Annotated in this window: 21 protein-coding genes; 11 read left to right on the top strand and 10 right to left on the bottom strand. The window is 64.2% G+C overall.

Going from position 1 to position 18,617, the window contains the following annotated elements; all coding sequences use genetic code 11:
- The first annotated feature begins 52 nt into the window (after window positions 1-52).
- From nrdH to IDT60_RS10455, 6 genes are all read left to right on the top strand, one after another.
- The gene (gene nrdH / locus IDT60_RS10480; protein ID WP_191079048.1) at window positions 53-298 is read left to right on the top strand and encodes a glutaredoxin-like protein NrdH; all 246 of its coding nucleotides are present in this window, start codon (window positions 53-55) and stop codon (window positions 296-298) included.
- 55 nt (window positions 299-353) lie between these two features.
- Window positions 354-827: a class Ib ribonucleoside-diphosphate reductase assembly flavoprotein NrdI gene (gene nrdI, locus IDT60_RS10475; RefSeq protein WP_191079047.1), complete on the top strand. Its 474-nt coding sequence runs from the start codon at window positions 354-356 to the stop codon at window positions 825-827.
- Window positions 828-889: 62 nt separating this feature from the next.
- Window positions 890-3,010 (top strand): class 1b ribonucleoside-diphosphate reductase subunit alpha, encoded by a 2,121-nt coding sequence (gene nrdE, locus IDT60_RS10470; protein ID WP_191081905.1) that lies wholly within the window; start codon window positions 890-892, stop codon window positions 3,008-3,010.
- Between the two features lie 36 nt (window positions 3,011-3,046).
- Window positions 3,047-3,838, top strand: a complete 792-nt coding sequence (locus tag IDT60_RS10465; RefSeq protein ID WP_223883681.1) for an NUMOD3 domain-containing DNA-binding protein — start codon at window positions 3,047-3,049, stop codon at window positions 3,836-3,838.
- Window positions 3,835-4,809, top strand: a complete 975-nt coding sequence (gene nrdF, locus IDT60_RS10460) for a class 1b ribonucleoside-diphosphate reductase subunit beta (RefSeq protein ID WP_191079046.1) — start codon at window positions 3,835-3,837, stop codon at window positions 4,807-4,809. The genes IDT60_RS10465 and nrdF overlap by 4 nt, the downstream gene beginning before the upstream one ends.
- A 120-nt stretch (window positions 4,810-4,929) precedes the next feature.
- Complete coding sequence (locus IDT60_RS10455) at window positions 4,930-5,538, top strand: hypothetical protein (RefSeq protein WP_191079045.1); 609 nt, start codon at window positions 4,930-4,932, stop codon at window positions 5,536-5,538.
- A 52-nt stretch (window positions 5,539-5,590) separates the two neighbouring features.
- Here IDT60_RS10455 and IDT60_RS10450 read toward each other — a convergent pair whose 3' ends face one another.
- From IDT60_RS10450 to IDT60_RS10430, 5 genes are read right to left on the bottom strand one after another with little or no spacing between them, the layout of a single operon-like run.
- Window positions 5,591-6,625 (bottom strand): AAA family ATPase, encoded by a 1,035-nt coding sequence (locus IDT60_RS10450; protein ID WP_191079044.1) that lies wholly within the window; start codon window positions 6,623-6,625, stop codon window positions 5,591-5,593.
- A gap of 25 nt (window positions 6,626-6,650) precedes the next feature.
- Window positions 6,651-7,418, bottom strand: a complete 768-nt coding sequence (locus tag IDT60_RS10445; RefSeq protein WP_191079043.1) for an SCO1664 family protein — start codon at window positions 7,416-7,418, stop codon at window positions 6,651-6,653.
- Window positions 7,418-7,972, bottom strand: a complete 555-nt coding sequence (locus IDT60_RS10440; RefSeq protein ID WP_191079042.1) for a DUF3090 domain-containing protein — start codon at window positions 7,970-7,972, stop codon at window positions 7,418-7,420. Before IDT60_RS10440 ends, IDT60_RS10445 begins: the two co-directional genes overlap by 1 nt.
- Before the next feature lie 24 nt (window positions 7,973-7,996).
- A complete protein-coding gene (locus tag IDT60_RS10435; RefSeq protein WP_191079041.1) occupies window positions 7,997-8,689 on the bottom strand; it encodes an MSMEG_4193 family putative phosphomutase in 693 nt (230 codons plus the stop codon).
- A gap of 30 nt (window positions 8,690-8,719) precedes the next feature.
- Window positions 8,720-9,082, bottom strand: a complete 363-nt coding sequence (locus tag IDT60_RS10430) for a UBP-type zinc finger domain-containing protein (protein ID WP_191079040.1) — start codon at window positions 9,080-9,082, stop codon at window positions 8,720-8,722.
- A gap of 154 nt (window positions 9,083-9,236) precedes the next feature.
- Between IDT60_RS10430 and IDT60_RS10425 the strand changes: the two genes are divergently transcribed.
- Together IDT60_RS10425 and IDT60_RS10420 are read left to right on the top strand one after the other, a co-directional pair.
- A complete protein-coding gene (locus IDT60_RS10425) occupies window positions 9,237-11,003 on the top strand; it encodes an FAD-dependent oxidoreductase (protein WP_191079039.1) in 1,767 nt (588 codons plus the stop codon).
- Window positions 10,987-11,853: a hypothetical protein gene (locus IDT60_RS10420; protein ID WP_191079038.1), complete on the top strand. Its 867-nt coding sequence runs from the start codon at window positions 10,987-10,989 to the stop codon at window positions 11,851-11,853. Before IDT60_RS10425 ends, IDT60_RS10420 begins: the two co-directional genes overlap by 17 nt.
- A 176-nt stretch (window positions 11,854-12,029) precedes the next feature.
- Here the strand turns inward: IDT60_RS10420 and IDT60_RS10415 are convergent, their stop codons facing one another.
- Window positions 12,030-12,854 carry a CAP domain-containing protein gene (locus IDT60_RS10415; RefSeq protein ID WP_191079037.1) on the bottom strand — a complete coding sequence of 275 codons (825 nt, stop codon included), beginning with the start codon at window positions 12,852-12,854 and terminating at the stop codon, window positions 12,030-12,032.
- Window positions 12,855-13,258: 404 nt separating this feature from the next.
- Here IDT60_RS10415 and IDT60_RS10410 point away from each other — a divergent pair, with 404 nt between their 5' ends.
- Window positions 13,259-13,843, top strand: a complete 585-nt coding sequence (locus tag IDT60_RS10410) for a hypothetical protein (RefSeq protein WP_191079036.1) — start codon at window positions 13,259-13,261, stop codon at window positions 13,841-13,843.
- An 18-nt stretch (window positions 13,844-13,861) separates the two neighbouring features.
- On the opposite strand, the gene IDT60_RS10405 is transcribed toward IDT60_RS10410, so the two are convergent.
- Complete coding sequence (locus tag IDT60_RS10405; protein ID WP_191079035.1) at window positions 13,862-14,761, bottom strand: DNA/RNA non-specific endonuclease; 900 nt, start codon at window positions 14,759-14,761, stop codon at window positions 13,862-13,864.
- A 128-nt stretch (window positions 14,762-14,889) separates the two neighbouring features.
- Here IDT60_RS10405 and IDT60_RS10400 point away from each other — a divergent pair, with 128 nt between their 5' ends.
- Window positions 14,890-15,300, top strand: coding sequence for a hypothetical protein (locus IDT60_RS10400; RefSeq protein WP_191079034.1), 411 nt, complete (start codon window positions 14,890-14,892; stop codon window positions 15,298-15,300).
- A gap of 45 nt (window positions 15,301-15,345) precedes the next feature.
- On the opposite strand, the gene IDT60_RS23215 is transcribed toward IDT60_RS10400, so the two are convergent.
- Together IDT60_RS23215 and IDT60_RS10395 are read right to left on the bottom strand one after the other, a co-directional pair.
- Complete coding sequence (locus IDT60_RS23215; RefSeq protein ID WP_164199451.1) at window positions 15,346-15,597, bottom strand: hypothetical protein; 252 nt, start codon at window positions 15,595-15,597, stop codon at window positions 15,346-15,348.
- A gap of 68 nt (window positions 15,598-15,665) precedes the next feature.
- Entirely contained in the window at window positions 15,666-16,874 is a 1,209-nt protein-coding gene (locus IDT60_RS10395; protein ID WP_191079033.1) for an aminotransferase class I/II-fold pyridoxal phosphate-dependent enzyme, read from the bottom strand.
- A 257-nt stretch (window positions 16,875-17,131) separates the two neighbouring features.
- On the opposite strand from IDT60_RS10395, the gene IDT60_RS10390 reads away from it, so the two are divergent.
- Complete coding sequence (locus IDT60_RS10390) at window positions 17,132-17,650, top strand: flavodoxin domain-containing protein (protein WP_191079032.1); 519 nt, start codon at window positions 17,132-17,134, stop codon at window positions 17,648-17,650.
- 65 nt (window positions 17,651-17,715) lie between these two features.
- Here the strand turns inward: IDT60_RS10390 and IDT60_RS10385 are convergent, their stop codons facing one another.
- On the bottom strand, window positions 17,716-18,615 hold the full coding sequence (locus tag IDT60_RS10385) for a hypothetical protein (RefSeq protein ID WP_191079031.1): 900 nt from the start codon (window positions 18,613-18,615) through the stop codon (window positions 17,716-17,718).
- Between the last annotated feature and the right edge of the window lie 2 nt (window positions 18,616-18,617).

Genomic DNA, 18,617 nt, shown 5'->3' with positions numbered 1-18,617 from the left:
GCTTGGGCGGGACAAAGACGAGCGTAGATTTCGATAAAGGGGACAGGGAACCATGACCGTTACGGTTTACACAAAACCTGCATGTGTGCAGTGCAACGCCACCTACCGTGCGCTGGACAAAAATGGCATCGCTTACCAGAGCGTTGACATCTCACAGGACGCCGATGCACTCGAGCGCCTGAAGGCGCTGGGCTACATGCAGGCACCTGTTGTGGTCACGGACCAGGACCACTGGTCAGGCTTCCGCCCTGACAAGATCGAGGAACTGGCACTGTCTGCCGTTTCCTCCGTGGCCTGAGGCCACCGCTTTCCGCCAACCGGCAATCTTCCAACACTCACATGAGGTGACTCCCGTGGCAGCACTGGCAGTGGCCGGGGCCCAAGTGGCCCAGGTACCGCCTGTCACCACGCAGAGCCAGCTCATCTACTTTTCCTCCACCTCCGAGAACACCAGCCGCTTCGTAGCGAAGCTGGGACGGGAGCTGGCACGGATTCCGCTCCATGCGAAGGACGCACCCCTTCTTGCCACCCGGCCGTTCGTGCTGGTGGTGCCCACCTACGGTGGCACCGGGGGAGAGGGCTCGGTACCCAAACAGGTCATCCGCTTCCTGAACAACCCGCAGAACAGGCAACTGATCCGCGGGGTCATCGGTGCAGGCAACACAAACTTTGGGGACAACTACTGCATGGCCGCGGACATCATCGCGGCGAAATGCCAGGTACCCCGGCTCTACCGCTTTGAACTTATGGGCACGCCAGAAGACGTGGCCCGCGTAAACAATGGATTGGACACGTTTTGGACACGACTGTCGCAGACACAGAAGTAACCAGGGCCGAAGGCCAGGGCGCAGCAGCTGAAAAGCTGAGTGCCGCCGTCGAGAAGCCCGAGATGCCGGCTGCCTACAAGGGGCTGGGCTATCACGAGCTCAACGCCATGCTGAACCTGTACGGCCCGAACGGGGAGATCCAGTTCGGCGCTGACCGCGAGGCCGCTCACCAGTACTTCCTGCAGCACGTGAACAACAACACCGTCTTCTTCCATGACCTGGAAGAGAAGCTCGAATACCTGGTTAAGAACGAGTACTACGAGCGCGAAACGCTCGACCAGTACACGATGAACTTCATCCGCGAGCTCTACAACCGCGCGTACAAGAAGAAGTTCCGCTTCGAGACCTTCCTGGGCGCGTTCAAGTTCTACACGTCCTACACACTGAAGACGTTCGACGGCAAGCGTTTCCTGGAGCGCTACGAGGACCGCGTCTGCATGGTGGCCCTGCACCTGGCCCGCGGCGACGAAAAGCTCGCGCTGCAGATGGTGGACGAGATCATCGAAGGCCGCTTCCAGCCTGCCACGCCCACGTTCCTGAACGCCGGCAAGAAGCAGCGCGGCGAGCTGGTCTCCTGCTTCCTGCTCCGCATCGAAGACAACATGGAATCGATTGGCCGCTCCATCAACTCCGCGCTGCAGCTTTCCAAGCGCGGCGGCGGTGTGGCGTTCGCGCTGACCAATATCCGCGAAGTGGGCGCCCCCATCAAGCAGATCGAGAACCAGTCCTCCGGCGTCATCCCCGTGATGAAGCTCCTCGAGGACAGCTTCTCCTACGCCAACCAGCTCGGTGCCCGCCAGGGTGCCGGCGCCGTGTACCTGCACGCGCACCACCCGGACATCTACCGCTTCCTGGACACCAAGCGCGAGAACGCGGACGAGAAGATCCGCATCAAGACCCTCTCGCTGGGCGTAGTCATCCCGGACATCACGTTCGAGCTGGCCAAGAAGGACGAGGACATGTACCTGTTCTCCCCGTACGACGTCGAAAAGGTCTACGGCATGCCGTTCTCCGACGTTTCGGTCACCGAGAAGTACTACGAGATGGTGGACGATTCCCGGATCAAGAAGACCAAGATCAAGGCGCGCGAGTTCTTCCAGACCCTCGCCGAGATCCAGTTCGAATCCGGCTACCCGTACATCATGTTCGAGGACACCGTGAACCGGGAGAACCCGATCGACGGCAAGATCATCATGTCCAACCTGTGCTCGGAGATCCTCCAGGTTTCGCAGCCCACCACGTACCACGATGACCTGTCCTACGACCAGACCGGCAAGGACATCTCCTGCAACCTGGGTTCACTGAACATCGCCAAGACCATGGACAGCCCGGACTTCGGCCTGACCATCGAGACGGCCATCCGGTCCCTCTCCGCTGTCTCGGACATGTCCAACATCACCTCGGTGCCCTCCATCGCCCGCGGCAACGACCAGAGCCACGCCATCGGCCTGGGCCAGATGAACCTGCACGGCTACCTGGCCCGCGAGCGGGTCCACTACGGTTCCGAAGAGGGCCTGGACTTCACCAACATCTACTTCTACTCGGTGGTGTACCACGCCATCCGCGCCTCCAACCTGCTGTCCATCCAGACCGGGCAAACCTTCGGCGGCTTCGAGAAGTCCAAGTACGCCTCGGGCGAGTTCTTCGACAAGTACACGGAGCAGGAGTGGGTGCCGCAGACTGAGAAGGTTGCGGAGCTGTTCAAGAACATCCACATCCCCACCCAGGATGACTGGCGCGAGCTGAAGGCCTCGGTCATGAAGCACGGCATCTACAACCAGAACCTGCAGGCCGTGCCGCCCACGGGCTCGATCTCCTACATCAACAACTCCACCTCCTCGATCCACCCGGTGGCGTCCAAGATCGAGATCCGCAAGGAAGGCAAGCTGGGCCGCGTGTACTACCCGGCGCCGTACCTGACCAACGACAACCTGGAGTACTACCAGGACGCGTACGAGATCGGCTACGAGAAGGTCATCGACACCTACGCCGCCGCCACCCAGCACGTGGACCAGGGCCTTTCCCTGACGCTGTTCTTCAAGGACACCGCCACCACGCGCGATATCAACAGGGCCCAGATCTACGCCTGGAAGAAGGGCATTAAGACCATCTACTACATCCGTCTCCGCCAGCTCGCGCTGGAAGGGACCGAGGTGGACAACTGCGTTTCATGCATGCTCTGACAATCAGAATCGGTTGATTTTCACGAGGGGATGAAAATGATGGAAACGACGACGGCGGGCGGCTTGGTCTACGGCGTCCGGCTTCGGCGGGAAGTTGAGTACCGCTATATCGGTATCACCACAAAGACGGCCAGTCGTCGTTTCCATCAGCACCTCCGCGTGGCCGCGGAAGGACGCAAAACACCCTTCTATGATTGGCTCCGAAAGCAGGACCCTGCAGACGTCATCGCAGACGAGCTTGATTGGATCGAAGGCCTGTCTGAGCTTGGCCAGGCCGAGATTGATTGGATCAGCTACCTGCGACGCGAAGGGGACCGCCTGCTAAACCTTGCGGATGGAGGACTCGGTCCGACCGGTGTTGTCTGGACGGAAGCGCAGCGCGAAGCCGCCCGGTTGCGGTCAACGGGCCGAAAGGGTCTTAGCCGGCCAGGAGCTGAAAATCCGTTTTACGGCGGAAAGCACACCGTAGAGCAGCGCAGAAGGTGGGCAGAAGACCGTAAGGGCTCGTATTCGGGAGATGAAAACCCGAACTTTGGGAAGTTCGGTCCAGACCACCCGGGTTTTGGGCATACGGTCAGCGAAGAGACCCGTAGGGCACTTTCGGAAGCGAAGAAAGGTGCGGGCAACCCCAACTTCGGCAAGAAGGCCAGCGCGGAGACGCGTGCGAAGATGTCAGCAGTACGGAAGGGCCGTCCGATGCCGTCCAGCCAGCGCAGTGCCCACACCAGACATCACATCAATAAAGGCGTAGAGAAAGCCGACTGCAAGTATTGCGTCGAGGACTCAGCCAAACCAAGTCTCTCTTCAGAAAGCGAGTCGGAGTCATGACAGAAAAAGTAAAGCTTCTCAGCCATGTTGAGGCGATCAACTGGAACCGCATCCAGGACGACAAGGATGTAGACGTCTGGAACCGCCTGGTCAACAACTTCTGGCTGCCGGAGAAGATCCCGCTGTCCAACGACGTGCAGTCGTGGGCAACGCTGACGCCGGACGAGCAGCAGCTCACCATGCGCGTGTTCACGGGCCTGACCCTGCTGGACACCATCCAGGGCACCGTCGGCGCTGTGTCGCTCATCCCGGATGCGCTGACACCGCATGAAGAAGCCGTGTACACCAACATCGCCTTTATGGAGTCGGTGCACGCAAAGAGCTACTCCTCCATCTTCTCCACGCTGGCCTCCACCAAGGAGATCGACGAGGCATTCCGCTGGTCCACCGAGAACGCGAACCTTCAGAAGAAGGCGCAGATCGTGATGGACTACTACCAGGGCGATGACCCCCTGAAGCGCAAGGTGGCCTCCACCCTGCTGGAGTCCTTCCTGTTCTACTCGGGCTTCTACCTGCCGATGTACTGGTCCTCACGCGCCAAGCTGACGAACACGGCTGACCTGATCCGCCTGATCATCCGCGACGAAGCCGTGCACGGCTACTACATCGGCTACAAGTTCCAGAAGGGCCTCGAAGGCCTGTCCGAGGAGCGCAAGCAGGAGATCAAGGACTACACGTTCGAGCTGCTCTTTGAGCTCTACGAGAACGAGGTCCAGTACACGCACGATCTCTACGACTCCGTGGGCCTGGCCGAGGACGTCAAGAAGTTCCTGCACTACAACGCCAACAAGGCTCTCATGAACCTGGGCTACGAGGCGATGTTCCCGGCCTCCGTCACCGACGTGAACCCGGCGATCCTGTCGGCGCTGTCACCGAACGCCGACGAGAACCACGACTTCTTCTCGGGGTCCGGTTCGTCTTATGTGATCGGCAAGGCTGTCAACACTGAAGATGACGACTGGGACTTCTAGCCGCCGTCGGCGAGGACCAGCGCGCCTTCCAGATTGAGAAGCAGCTGGAGGGCTTCCTGGTCCCCATCTGGCGCGGCACCGCCGACACTCGTTGCCGGACTGGCCGGTAGGAGGCGTGAGGTGGAAGCGGTATCGGCTCGGAAAGCTAGGCTTTATGCAGCTTCGTGGTTCCTGATCACGGTGGCCGCCTACGGCATTTCCGGCATCATCTTCCACTTTCCAGGTTCATTTCCGCCCAACAACGGGGAGGCGTTTAGCTGGGCAGGAATCGCCGGTGCCGTGGTCAACGGGCTCGGGACCGGCATTCTGGTGGGGATCAGCCAGAGGTATCTGATCCGGAAGATCATCCCGAACTCCTGGCGTTGGGCGGCAGTAAGTACCTTTGCCCTGTGGCTCATCCACGCCGTAGGAGACACGTTTCCCGACAGCGTCGCGCTGCCCCTGATGTTCAATTTGGGAGGACTGGTCATTGGGGCCCTGCAGTGGTGGGCGGTTCGCTGGCCTGCACGGTATGGACTCACCTGGTTGGCAGCATCCGCCTTATCCTGGTCCGTCGGGCTGTGGCTTTGCCGTGTCCTTGTTTCCGGGGGCGATTGGCGAACCGAGCACCTCGTCACTGGGCTCTTGGGAGGTTTGGTTATAGGAGTGGTGACCGCCGGCGCGTGGCTCTGGATACTCTCAGACCATGCGTCCCTGTCAAAGCAAACTCTGGGAGCCATCTCCCGCTGAACCTCACCGGCCCGGCGGGTCAGCCCCGGCCAGACAGCCGCCGCGGATCCGGTCAGACCAGCCAGCGCCACCAGCGTGACCGCTCAGGTTCAGGCGTCGGTTCCGGTTCCGGCTTCTCGCCCAAGGCCAGCGCGGCCTCGACGATGTCGTCCGCGGTGAGCGTCATGACGGCCTCACGATCGAGCGCGTCGAGACTTTGTTCCTCGTCGAGCGACAGCCGCAGCGCCTGGCGGTTGAGCGCCTGCTCGAACAGCGTGCGGGCGAACCGTGCGTTGCCGGAGTCCTCACCCGCGTGGAGCCCGGTGAAGATGCGACGCAGTATCTGGTCCGCACCCGGCCCAAGAGTGTACTCGTGCTGGGCCAGCATCTGGTGGAAGATCGTCTGGAGTGCGTCGACCGAGTAGTCGGGGAACGTAATCTCGCGGGCGAACCGGGAGCGCAGTCCGGGGTTCGAGAGCAAGAAGGACTCCATCAGCCGCGGGTACCCGGCCACGATCACGACCAGTCGGTGGCGGTGGTCCTCCATCCTCTTGAGCAGGATCTCGATCGCCTCGGGGCCGAAGTCCATCCGGCCGTCCTCCGGGGCAAGCGCGTAGGCCTCGTCGATGAACAGGACGCCGTCCAGCGCACGCCGGATCACCCGGTCCGTCTTGATGGCGGTCGCGCCGACGTACTGTCCCACCAGGCCCGAACGGTCGACCTCGACCATGTGGCCTTTCTGCAGCAGACCGACCGCGCGGTACATCTCGGCCAGGAGCCGCGCCACGGTGGTCTTGCCTGTGCCCGGGTTTCCGAGGAACACCAGATGCTGTGATGTGGCCACCTCCGGCAGGCCGTGCGCCTTACGGCGGGCCTGGACCTGGAGCAGTGCCACGAGCGCCCGCACCTGTTCCTTCACGGTCTCCAGTCCGACCAGCGCATCGAGCTCGGCCTGCACCTCGGACAGCGGCCGGGCAGGCCCGGGCCTCCCGCCGATGAGATCGCCGACCAGGTCATCAACGCGCTCCGAACCGTGCAGCCTGAGCTGATCGGTCAGGTGACCAATGGTTTCGCGCAGGTCATCGAGCGGATTGCGGCTGGCAGCCATGCATCCACTGTAGTACTCGATTTACTTAGAACAGCGGCCAGGGCACCGCCGACATCTCACCGCTCGGAGCCGGGAACCGACGCGCCAGGCGCACCCGGGCGCAGCGCGCGGCGACCGAGGCAATTTCATCGGCGCTGAGCAGGTCCGCCAGGTTTCGGCCCAGCTCACCGTCCAGTCCGTCGCTGACGCGATCGATGCCCGCAAGTTCCTCGGCGGTCAGAGCGTCTCCCAGCCACCCCCACAGCACCGTGCGCAGCTTGTGGTCGCGGTGAAAGGTAAGACCGTGGTCCACGCCGTGCCGGTGCCCGTCCGTCATGGCAAGGATGTGATCGCCTTTACGGTCAGCGTTGTTCACGACGACGTCGAACACCGCCATGCGCCTGAGCGCCGGAGAGTCCTCGTGTATGAGGGCGACCATCCGTCCATTCTCATCCTGACCCTCGAGGACCTGTTTCCAGCCGGTCTCCGGCACAGCGTCAGACGCAACGAGGTCCACCGGGTTCTGCCCGGGGTCTGTCTCCTGCCACAGCTGCACCATCCCTTCGCCGAACGGGCCGTCCCGCAGCCAGGTGCGTGGCACCACGTTCCAGCCGAGAACTTCCGAAACCAGGTAGGCGGCAACCTCCCGGTGGGCAAGGAAGCCGCTCGGGAAATCCCACAGCGGTTTCTCCCCTGCTATCGGCTTATAGACGACTGTCGTGTCCCCGATGCTGCCCAGGAAGGTGGCGTTCGACGCCGTCGTGATGCGTCCGGTGAGCGTCAGCTCGGCGGTCAACAGGTCGGGCGCCGGCATCAGGCCTCGGGCTGAGTGCAGACGTGCCCGTCGGGGTCGACGGGGTAACCGCAGAGCGGGCAAGCGGGACGCCCGGCGCCCACAACCTCACGCGTGCGCTTAGCGAACGCGCGGGCGGTGCCAACCGGCATCCGCACCAGCAGCATTTCGGGCACGTCAGCGTCATCCTCATCAAGCGATTCGTCGTTGCCATCAGCGTCAGCATCGGTGATCGGGTAGGCCTCTATCACCACCTGCGCCGTTGTCGGGTCCCAACCTAAACTGATGGCGCCGGTCCGGAACTGCTCCTGAACGGCCTCGAGCTGGTCATTGTCAACCAATTCAATGGGCGTGCTGGTGGGAACGCTGTGGGGGTTGCCCTCGACGGCGAGTAGGTGGTCCAGGATTTCGTCGATTTTATCGGCGAGCAGTGCCGACTGCTGCTTCTCCATGGCGATACTTACGATCTGGGTCCCCGCCCGCACCTGCAGGTAGAACGTGCGTGCCCCCGGAAGGCCAATGGTGCCAACGACGACCCGATCAGGCCAGGCAAACTCATGAACACGTGTATGCATATGAGCATTTTAGGCATATAAGCTTCATGGCGCCGTTTGTCCTGCACCGCCGCCCACCGGCGCGTCGGCAGAGCGGATGCCGTTTGACAGCCACGACAGATCTCCCGCGTCGGTGTTGGTCGCGTAGACGCTCGGCCTGCTGGCTCCGTAACGCACGATCGAGACGGAGGCCGGGTTCACATTAATGCGTTGGAACAGGTCGAGGTGCAGGCCGAGCGCGTCGGCGATAACCGATTTGATGACGTCACCGTGACTCACCGCCACCCATACGGCTCCTGGCCCGTACTCCGCTTCGAAAGCGGCATCGTGACGTCGAATTGCTGCTACCGCCCGCGCCTGCATCGCGGCCATGGATTCACCGCCGGGAAAAGTGACGGCGGACGGCTGCGATTGCACAGCAGACCACAGATCTTCCGTGGCGAGTTCACTGAGCGTGCGGCCCTGCCATTGGCCGTAATCGCACTCGGTGAGATCGGATTCCAACGGCGCGTACGGCGTGCCCGCCTGGCGGTCAAGGATGAACCGGGCCGTCTGCTGACAACGCTCGAGAGGGCTCGATACCACCCCCACTACGGGCACGGCCGCGAGCCGCTCTCCGGTCAAAGCCGCCTGCCCGCGCCCGACCTGGTCCAGGCTGACACCGGCGGCCCTGCCGGCCAGCAGTCCAGTGGCATTGGCTGTGGTGCGGCCGTGCCGTACGAGAATAACTGTTGCCATTCACCCAGCCTAACCATTCTGCAGCCGCGGTTACCGGTGTAGGTGCTCCCGCCAGTCTGCGGGGACCTTGTCTGCCGGGCCAGGCGCCGGCTGCTCCGGTGGCCTGGACTGAGGATCCGGAAGCCGGGGGCCGCGAAAGAACTTCTTTGTGGTGTGCTCGTAGAACCAACTCTCCCCGGGCTCAAACGACCTCATGACCGGGTGGCCGACCGTGCGCGCGTGGGCACTGGCATGCTGTGACGGGGAAGAATCGCAGCATCCGATGTGGCCGCACTGGGCGCAGCGTCGAAGATGCAGCCACCATCCCGGGCCGTCACCGTCAAGGCACTCCAGGCAACCGGTTCCACTGGGAGTGGCGGTGAGGCTGATTCCCGGAATGGCGTGGTCCTTCATAGGATGCTCCATTCCTTCGCTCCGGGTCGGCTCAGGACATCCGCTTGCCCCGCCGTCGGGAGCCATTCTGGCAGAATCCCCGCGCTCTTGTCCCCACTGTCCCAGCGCGAGTATCGTGGGCGCCACCGAACCATTGAACCGAAAGACGGCGGCCATGGATCACTCGGTTCCGGTCATGCTGATTGCCACCACGGACCCGGCCTCCCGGCGCATTCTCGGAGATGAGTTACGCCGACGGTACGGGGCCGATTACGAGGTGGTGACCTGCGCCGACTACGCCCACGGACGGGCGGTGCTTGAGGGTCTGCGGCGTTGGAAGCGCCAGGTTGCCCTCATCCTCGGATGCTACGGACCGGATGACCACGGTGGACTCGAGTTCCTGCGGCGTGCCTATGGCTTTCACCCGGCTGCCAAGCGTGGTGTGGTGGTGATATGGGGGGATTTCGCGAGCGCCCCCATTGTGTTCCGGGCGATCGCCCAGGGGTACGCCGAATTGATGATCATCCGTCCCGAACGATCGCGCGATGAAGAATTCCATGGGGCGATTACCGACGCCCTCGACGACTGGCACCTGGCCCAGGGGGTCGGGTTCGAGGCGGTCCGGCTGATCGGGGAGATGGGAGACGAAAGGACGCATACGTTGCGCGACTCCCTGAGCCGGAACCACATTCCGGTCGGCTTCTACCCTGCCGGGTCCGAGACGGCGGAACGGACGCTGGAAAGCGTAGGCCTGCGCGATCCCGTGCTGCCCGTCATGGTGCTGCAGTTCACCGCTTCACCAATTGTCCTCGAGAACCCGAGTGACCTGGAGATCGCCCAAGCGATGGGGGTGACGCGGCCGCCGCCGGCGGACAAGATCTTCGATGTGGTGGTGGTCGGAGCCGGTCCCTCCGGTCTGGCCACCGCAGTGTATGCCGCCTCCGAGGGCCTCTCCACCATGGTGGTGGAGGGAGAAGCTGTAGGAGGCCAGGCCGGCACCAGTTCACTGATCCGCAACTACCCGGGCTTCTCCCGCGGCGTGAGCGGCGCCCACCTGGCGTACCGCTCGTTTCACCAGGCCTGGACTTTGGGCACGGACTTCCTGTTTATGCGGACGGTGGAGGGGCTCGGCGTAGACAGGGGGTTGTACGCAGTCTCGATTTCCGACGGTAGCGTCGTACGGTGCCGTGCCGTTGTGGTGGCCACGGGCGTGGACTACCGTCGCCTCGGCATACCTCAGCTTGAGAATCTGGTCGGCAGAGGCGTTTTCTACGGGGCCACAGTCTCCGAGGCGCCGTCGATGGCCGGAAAGCACGTCTGTGTGGTGGGTGGCGGCAACTCGGCCGGACAGGCGGTTCTGCACCTTGCGAAGTACGCAAAGAAGGTGACGCTGCTGGTGCGCGGACCCACTCTGTCGGTCAGCATGTCGGAATACCTCATAGCCCAGCTGGAGGCCACCCGGAATGTTTCTATCCGTTACAGCACGGCCTTGGTGGGGGCCCGCGATCAGGACGGGTTCCTTTCCGCCGTCAGGGTCGCCGCGTCCGGAGCGGCCGACGGAACCCCGGGTGAGGAGATCGAAGCGGGCGGCTTGTTCGTGCTGATTGGTTCGGTGCCGCGGACCTCCTGGCTGCCCGGCACCATACAGTGCGACCCGGCCGGGTTCCTGCGTACCGGGGCCAGCCGGGAGGCCGGCGACGCCGCGTCCATCAGACCGGGCAGGCAGCCATTGGCGCTGGAAACCAGCATGCCTGGCGTATTCGCGATCGGAGATGTGCGGTCCGGTTCGATCAAAAGAGTGGCTACCGCAGTGGGGGACGGTGCCACGGTGGTCTCTATGCTTCACGCGTACCTGGCCGAAAACCCACTGCCTGCCCCGCCCCCGGCCAGTGGCGAGACAGCCGCACCCGAGGAGCTGCCCGGTGATGGCCGCATCAACTGAAATCTCACCGTTGATCCCGCAGATGCGCTGGCTGCTCTACGTCGCTGCATTTCTGGTGTTTCTCGCCGGGCTCGTGTTATTCGTGTTTCCGCTCCGGACAGCGGAATGGTTCGCGTGGACAGTCAATCCGCCCATGACCGCGGTTTTCCTCGGGGCGGCCTACTGGTCGAGCGCCGGCCTGGAGGTGACCGGCGCCCGCTCAGCGGGTTGGGAGTCAGCGAGGCTGGCGGTCTGGCCCGTGTTCGTCTTCACGACATTGACCTTGGGAGTCACTCTGCTTCATCTCGACCGCTTCCACCTGTCGCCGGACGCTGCCCCCCTTGCCCAAGTTGCCACCTGGGCGTGGCTGGCAATCTATGCCATCGTGCCCGTGGCGATGCTCGTGATCAGCTGGATGCAACTCCGGTCCCGGCGTCTTGCCCCACAGGCCGTGGCGGCGCGACGTCCGGTGCTGCCTACCGCGCTCCGCTTGCTCCTGATGGGAATCGCCGGGGTGCTGCTGGTATATGGCGTGGCGCTCCTGGCAGTTCCTGTTCAGGCCGCGACGTGGTGGCCGTGGCCCTTGTCCGAGCTCACTGCGAGGGCGGTCGGAGCGTGGCTGGTCGGTCTGGGCTGGTCTGCCGCGCAGGGCCAATTGAGCGGCGACCGCCGCACCGTTCGCCCCGTGGCCCTGACCTCCGTTGTGTTCGTTATTCTGCAGGCGATTGCCCTGCTGCGGTACGGTGACGCCCTGACATGGGCGAGCGCACAAGCGATCGGGTTCTTGACCGTATTGCTCGCCATTGGTGTGGCCGGCGGATGGGCGCTCGCACTATCCCGTACGCCGGAAGCCCGGGCAGGAGCTACGTGAGAGTTGGGCGCCTCCGAGGCTAGCCGGGTTTATGATGTCAGGTCCTGAGGGAGCTCGGCTTCGAGCAGTTCGGTACCGGGCAGCGTGGATGCCAATTCTCGGGTCTCAATGTGATGTACCGGCACGTTGCGTGACCAACAAGGAACGACGGCGGCTGGCCGCCGTCGTTCCTTTGCTTACTTCCCGTAGGTGGCGAAGTTCTGGGTGGCAACCAACTGCGCGCCGTAGGGGGAGCCGGAGGCGAGCCGGGCTGAGCCGAAGCCAAAGTCGGTCAGGCCGGCGTTGAGCATGTTGGCGTTGTGGCCCGGGGAGGCCTTCCACGCGGCGAACAGCGCATCGGCGTCGGCGTTTACCGCAATGTTCTCCGCGGAACGGGTCCAGCCGGACGGGATCTGGGCGGCTGCGTCCGGGTTGTGCCGGAAGCCGGCGCTGCCCTGGGCGTTAATATCACTCATCATGGTGTTAGACCAGCTCTGCGCCACACTGGCGAGACCGGCGTTGTAGCGCAGCGCGGCGAGGCCGTTGGCTACCCGGTATTGATTGACGAGCTCGAAGGACCGCTGCGCTACGGCGTTGGACGGCGCGCCACCCGCTGCCGGAGGCGCGGGAGCCGGCGGGGCCGGAAGGGGGGCCGGAGCCGGGGCTGGAGCCGGAGCGGGTGCCGGGGCGGGGGGCTGGACCGCTGGCGCCGGTGCCGGAGCTGCGGGCACCGGAACCTGCACGGGAGCCGACTCTTCCGGAACCGGCGCCTCAGCCGCGGGAACCGCAGCGGGAGACGACGTTGCAGGAGCGGACGTTGGCGGAGCGGTTGCGGGCGTCGAGGCGGTTGGAGCTGCGGAAGGCGTCGCAGGTGCCGGGGACTGTTCGCTGGCCGTGATCCAGTTCCACCAGTCCACAGGCCAGGAGGCGGCGCCGGCAGGGGTGGACGCGCCAATCAGCAGTCCACCGGCCAGGGTGAGGGTAATTACGGAGGCAGTGATATGTTTCTTGTCCTTTAGCACCCGGAGAACAGTACCTACTGCGTCCGCCGCACTGCACATTGAGTGATTTCGCTCACCGCAGTGAATAACGGAACAGCGGTGAATAGTGTTATGGCCCCCTTGAGGGCCCCTCGGGTTTGGGTCCACTTCCCTGGCGGCTGAATTGTGTGGCTGCAGCCGAGTGCACCAAGAGGCTCCATGCACTCTTCCCGGAGCTTCTTACCTGACCTAAAATGAAGTTCGGCAGCCCCGGAGCGATGGCACGGGGTGGCCCCGGGTCTGCACCGCGGACCCTTTCCAGTCTGCCCTTCGTGGCTTGTTCCCGTCTGCCGTGCGGCTTTCCCCGGTTCGATGGTGGCCTCATCCGCAGGTGGCGGAGGTTGCCCTGCCCGGACCGGGCACCGGCATCAGTCAGAGGGGAATCCGTGACCTTGCCCGTCGGGCCGTACCAGAGCCCTAACGAACCGCTCACCGCCGCCGTCCACAACGCCGGGCATGTTGTGGGGTGCTACGCAGCCGGGCTGTCCCTGCATAGTGCAGTGACCGGGGAGGTATGCCGGGGTACTCCGCTTGGACTGAAGCGCGTGCCTGATCACTTCAGTTGGGCTCTGCTCTGCTGGACCGGTCCCGCAGCCGAAGCCGTGCTCGCAACAAGGTCCGGTACTCCGGTGCAGCACGCTGCGGAGTGGATCTGGGCTCAATACCAAGCGGGATCCTCGGACCCGTACGCCGGCGGCCATCCCGAGCCGGCGGAAGCCGATCCGGCCGTGCTGGCGGTAGCACTCTCCGTCGCCGACGCGAACTGGAAGGCCATTGAACGGATCTCGACGGCGCTCGCCGTAGCAGCCGCGCACGGGCACCGGATGCCAGGCCTCAGCCCACGGCAGGTCGGGCATCTGATCGGCACTGGCACCGGGGAAGACATCGCCGGTGCCTTCGGCATCTGGGAGCCCGCCATGGCCCACGTCAGGGAATCCCGCCGCCAGGCGGCCGGGAACCCGTGGTCTTAGCATGGGCGGCAGCAGGGCCTAGTCGCCGTTCAGGTCGAAGTCCAGGTCCAGGTCCTCGGGGGAGAGGAGCCTCCGCCAGGTCGACGTGACCCGGGCGGTGGGCAGTTCTGACGCGATGGGCATCCGGTCCACCGCTATGAGCTGGTCAAGGTGCAGGCCCGTCAGGGCCGCGATGTCCCGGATGGGGACCTGGAAAGTCCGGAACGGACCCAGCGGGGGAGCCTCGTCGACTGCCCCGGGCTGCGGCACGTCAGGCAAATCGGCAAGCTGCGGTGTTTGGTCCACAACATAGCCGGTGGCGGAGAGTTCACCGTCCTGGAGGAACACGGCCACTTTGAAAAACAGCAACGGAATATCCACGCCCCGGTACACCGGATCGGTATCCCCGAAGATGGGCCCGGTGAACACAACCAGCCGCCGGCCGTAATCTGCGGCATGCTCCAGCAGGTAGGACTCCAGGCCAAGCCACAGATCCAGGCCCTGGTTGAACTTCGCCGCCTGCGGTGCAGCGTTGGTGTAGTGAAAAGTGTCCTCGTTCGCCTGTGCTGCCTCGTCACGCGTGGCACCCCAGACAGCGGAGGCACGCCGCACGAGGTGCCCGCGGTCCAGGTCGTTCCGGGCGTAGAGCCGCTCACCGGTTTGCTGGTCTTCAGTGAGCCGGGGATCCAGCCGCCACCTGATGCCGGACCGGTCCAGATCCATAAGCCTCTGCCCGTCGATCCCAAGGGCCGTGACCGCGGCCAGCCGCTTGTCCAACCGCATCAAAACGGAGAAGTGTGTGTAGGGCAGGAGGACCGTCTTCACGCCTGCCAAAGGGGGCACGGGCACCGGAAGCCCGAGGAAATTGACATCGAATCCAGCCCGGTCCGACAAATCCCGGGCGCCAACGGCGTCGGGTACCAGCATCAGTTCATCCATGGCCGGACACTAGCATCCCGGGATGACACCGGGATGAATTTTCGGTGGCCGCAAGGCTGTGCGTTGCCTGCACCAGCCAGGCAGCGTTGCGTGCCGCGCCAGGCCGGGGCCGCTAGGCTCGCCTTGTGATGAGTTCGCAAAACGGCAACGAACGCTATGTCGTCCTTCCATGGTGGAAGGGCCGGTCACTGCCGTGGGCGGCGTTGGTCTTGGTCGCCATCGTTGTCACAGGTGCTGCCCTGGAACGAACGGCGTTCCTGGCGGACGTGCCCGGCCCGGAGTTCATCGAGCGGGTGCGGGTGGGCAGGCTGTTGATGCTCGCCGGTTCTGCCGCATCGCTGGCAGCAGCCGTCTGGTCCCAGATCCGGGGCAACCCGCTGTGGGTCACCCTCTGCGTTGCCTCTCCGGCAGCACTGGTGGGCCTGGCCACGATGATCATGACGCCACCGTCGCTGACTCCACAGATCGCCGCTCTCATCGCCCTGCCGGCAGCCCTCGCGGGACTCATCGGGGGGCTGCTTCCCCGGCCCAAGGACTGAACGTGCGGCCCGGACAGTGTTGCCTGGAGGGGGTTCCCGCAGGGCTTACCGGCGGACTTTCCTGACTCGCAGGCTGAGCCGCCTCGCCGAAGTCACGGTGCTGTCGCCGGCGACAACGCGTACGCGGCGAGGCGTCCTGCCGCGACGTTTGCCGGCAAGTTCACCGGAAGCCGGCGCCGACCGTACAAGCGAGGATCCACTCCTCCTGCGCCGGAACCGCACGATGACGAAGGCCGTGATGCCCAGCCATGCGATGGCCACGCCGATAACGAGAACAACCGCTGGCACCGTCTCCATGGTCAAGTCTAGATCCGAACTGTAAGTAAGGCTTACTAATTTCCCGGGTCACGTTTCGCGGTCAGGAATCACGCATGGCTTCCCTTCATTGCCGCTTCGAAGGCCGGCAGGCTGCGTTCGATCATGTCCTCGTTGGCGGTCAGGGAGATCCTGAAAAAGCCCGGCGTCTCGAACAAAACACCCGGAAATACGAAAACGTCCCGTCCGGCGAGCGACTCGGTGAACGCCACGTCGTCCGGAGTCGGCGAAGGAATATAGAGATAGAACGTGCCCTCCGGGCGCCAGACACGGTACCCCATGCTGCCGAGCGCATCGATCAGGCGATCCCGTCGGCGCTGCAGCTGGCCGACGTCGATGGTGAACTGCTCCAGCTTGGGAAGCGCGTGCTGGAGCAGGGCGTTCGGATACACCCAGCCCATGGCCACCTGCAGGCCGGTGATGGCCGGTCCCATCTCCTCGCGCTCCGGCAGCGTAGGCGGCAGCGCCAAATATCCCACGCGCTGCCCCGGCGAGAGGTGGGTCTTGCCATAGGAGTAGGCCAGCAGGGTGTGCGGGTAGAACTCCACCGGGCTGTGGAAGCGCAGGCCGTCATACACAATCCGGTTATAGGCCTCGTCCGAGACCAGGTAGATCCGCCGTCCGATCCGTGCCGAGGCCCTCTCCAGCAGTTCTGCCACCCTGACCAGCAGCTCGGGCGGATATATCCTTCCCGTGGGATTGTTGGGTGAATTGACGATCAGAACCCTTGTCCGCTCAGTGATGGCACCCTCAATCGCGTCGAGATCCAGATCAAACGTCGTTGTGTCGATGTTGACCTTCACCGGGACGAGGCCGGCTTCAAGGATCAGCGGCTCATACAGGAACCATGGCGGCAGGCTGTAGATAACTTCATCGCCCGGATCGGCTACGGTTTTCAGCGCCAACGCGATCGCGGCGAAGCCTCCGGTGGTGAGGTAAATGTCCTCGGGGCGGAATGCTACTCCGAGCAGTTGCTGGAGGGATTCCGCGGCAGCCTCCCGGGCGGCGTCGCCGTTGGTCTGGTAGGCGAACCATTGGTCGTTCAGCGGGGTGAGAGCCTCGCGCAGCGTATTGACGTAGCGGTCCGGCGGCATCTGGTGCGGGTTGCCAAGCGTGAAATCACAGCCTCCCGCGTGGCTCTTCCGGCGCGCGTTGGTTTCCCTGAGGTAAGCGTCAACGCGCTGGTAAGAGGGGATCGAAGCCAGCCGTGCTGCACGGCCGGATACCGCTGAGATGGCTCGGGCTGTTGGATCGTTCATGTTCAACGCTCCTGTGCACTGCTGAGCGAGTAAAGGGGGCCGACGGTGGCTGGGGGCAGTGCGCACGGTCTCGGTACGCACCACACACCGCCGGCCCCGATGTCCACACTAGGAGGAAGGCAGGGGCCGATACACGAGTAGTGAGTACTCGTTTCGCAGATGCAGGACTACCCGCCCGAATAACAATCCCGCGGCGGGACTTATGGCACGTTCGAACCGGCCGGCTTCCGTGAGACTGGGAAGCGAAGGAGGCTGCGATGACTGTCCTTGTTGCCTACGCGAGCGGGCTGGGTTCCACGGCGGAGATAGCCCAACATATGGCGTCCCGTCTTGCGGCTGCCGTGGACGCTGTCGAATGCCGTTCCGTGGAAGAGGTGGAGTCCGTCTCCGGTTATGAGGCCGTCATAGTGGGCAGCGCCATCCATAACCAGGCATGGCTGTCCCCGGCCGCGGCGTTCTTCAGCCGCCTTGCACCCGAGCTGGCGACACGTCCTGTCTGGGCCTTCAGCGTAGGAATGGCCGACGCTTTGCCAAAGCCGTTCCGCAAGCACGCTGCGGCACTCCAGCTGAAAAGAGTAGGGGAGTTGCTGCCCCCGGAAGTTCCGCTTCGCGGCCACGTGATCTTCTCCGGTGTGTACCAGTCCGATCAGATGCCGGCACCGCTCAGGATCGTGTTCCGGCTTGCGGGCGGCCGATTCGGCGACTTGCGGAACTGGGCGGACGTCAATGCCTGGACGGATCACATTGCAGCCGACCTCGCTAAGCCTACTGCCTAGTCCCGGGCAGTGGCACGCCGTGACTTCCCCCCACGGATGAGCCCGGTGAGGGCGGCGTAGAAGGATTACGCCACCAGGCGCAGCGGCCTCTCGCCCAGCTGCACCGTGATTTCCTGGCCCCATGATGCCGACAGTCGGTCATCTTCCATTCCGTCGCCGAAGATCACCAGCCGGTCGGAGGCCACGGTGATGCGGAGTCCTTCCCCCGCCGCCAGCACACCCTCGGTCAGGGAGGCGCCGGTAACGGGAGAGGGCCATGCCTCGCGGACAAACCATGCAAGCCGGGCGTCCGTGGGTGCCGGCAGCGGGCGTCCGCCGCGTTCGAGGGCGATTGATGCGCACCAGCCTGTGGCGCCTGTCCCGGTGGAAACGATCAGTCCGGACGAGGACTGGCGCTCTGCCTGGCCGCCCGGTGTGGTGAGCCGGTAACGCGCAGACTGGTGCGAGGCGTGCCCAATGAATATTTCGTTGAGGCCCGACAGTTCCTGACCGTCGTCGAGCCGCGCGGTTACCGTTGTGAGTTCCTGGCAGCGCAGCTGTTCCACCGGCCCGGCCAGGGCCGCGCGCTGCAGGAGTCTTGCCGCAGCCTGAGGCGAGTGCCGGACCAGGACACCCGGATTGATTCCCGGCTCAGGGTCGACTCCTATAACGGGCTGGCCGCTAAGGTACTTCGCCGCGTTGGCCACCAACCCGTCCTGACCCACCACGGCAATGATGTCTTCAGGGGTGAGCAGGAACCGGCTCAGGTCCGCGCGTTCCACTTCAGCGTGCCGCCATTCGGCGGGGACCGCGGCCCGGAGGGAGGCCAGGGCAGCGGTGAGCCGGTCATGGCGCTCCTGGACGTCGTGGATGCTGCGGCCCCGGGTGCGGAGGAAGAATTCGGCCTGGCCCCGGGTGGCGTGCCGGTCCAGTAATTCCTGGAGCTCGGTGCGCCGGTGAACGAAGACGAGACGGGGAGTTGCCACGA

The organism is Pseudarthrobacter sp. BIM B-2242 (assembly GCF_014764445.1).
Taxonomy (GTDB): domain Bacteria; phylum Actinomycetota; class Actinomycetes; order Actinomycetales; family Micrococcaceae; genus Arthrobacter; species Arthrobacter luteus_A.
Note: the sequence above shows the minus strand (reverse complement) of the source record. Positions and strands in the feature narration are given on the sequence as shown.

Coding starts and splice junctions, on each gene's coding strand:
- nrdH (WP_191079048.1), top strand. CDS start 53: ATGACCGTTACGGTTTACACAAAACCTGCATGTGTGCAGTGCAACGCC.
- nrdE (WP_191081905.1), top strand. CDS start 890: ATGCCGGCTGCCTACAAGGGGCTGGGCTATCACGAGCTCAACGCCATG.
- IDT60_RS10465 (WP_223883681.1), top strand. CDS start 3,047: ATGATGGAAACGACGACGGCGGGCGGCTTGGTCTACGGCGTCCGGCTT.
- nrdF (WP_191079046.1), top strand. CDS start 3,835: ATGACAGAAAAAGTAAAGCTTCTCAGCCATGTTGAGGCGATCAACTGG.
- IDT60_RS10450 (WP_191079044.1), bottom strand. CDS start 6,625: ATGGCTGCCAGCCGCAATCCGCTCGATGACCTGCGCGAAACCATTGGT.
- IDT60_RS10445 (WP_191079043.1), bottom strand. CDS start 7,418: ATGCCGGCGCCCGACCTGTTGACCGCCGAGCTGACGCTCACCGGACGC.
- IDT60_RS10440 (WP_191079042.1), bottom strand. CDS start 7,972: ATGCATACACGTGTTCATGAGTTTGCCTGGCCTGATCGGGTCGTCGTT.
- IDT60_RS10435 (WP_191079041.1), bottom strand. CDS start 8,689: ATGGCAACAGTTATTCTCGTACGGCACGGCCGCACCACAGCCAATGCC.
- IDT60_RS10430 (WP_191079040.1), bottom strand. CDS start 9,082: ATGAAGGACCACGCCATTCCGGGAATCAGCCTCACCGCCACTCCCAGT.
- IDT60_RS10425 (WP_191079039.1), top strand. CDS start 9,237: ATGGATCACTCGGTTCCGGTCATGCTGATTGCCACCACGGACCCGGCC.
- IDT60_RS10420 (WP_191079038.1), top strand. CDS start 10,987: ATGGCCGCATCAACTGAAATCTCACCGTTGATCCCGCAGATGCGCTGG.
- IDT60_RS10405 (WP_191079035.1), bottom strand. CDS start 14,761: ATGGATGAACTGATGCTGGTACCCGACGCCGTTGGCGCCCGGGATTTG.
- IDT60_RS10400 (WP_191079034.1), top strand. CDS start 14,890: ATGAGTTCGCAAAACGGCAACGAACGCTATGTCGTCCTTCCATGGTGG.
- IDT60_RS23215 (WP_164199451.1), bottom strand. CDS start 15,597: ATGGAGACGGTGCCAGCGGTTGTTCTCGTTATCGGCGTGGCCATCGCA.
- IDT60_RS10395 (WP_191079033.1), bottom strand. CDS start 16,874: ATGAACGATCCAACAGCCCGAGCCATCTCAGCGGTATCCGGCCGTGCA.
- IDT60_RS10390 (WP_191079032.1), top strand. CDS start 17,132: ATGACTGTCCTTGTTGCCTACGCGAGCGGGCTGGGTTCCACGGCGGAG.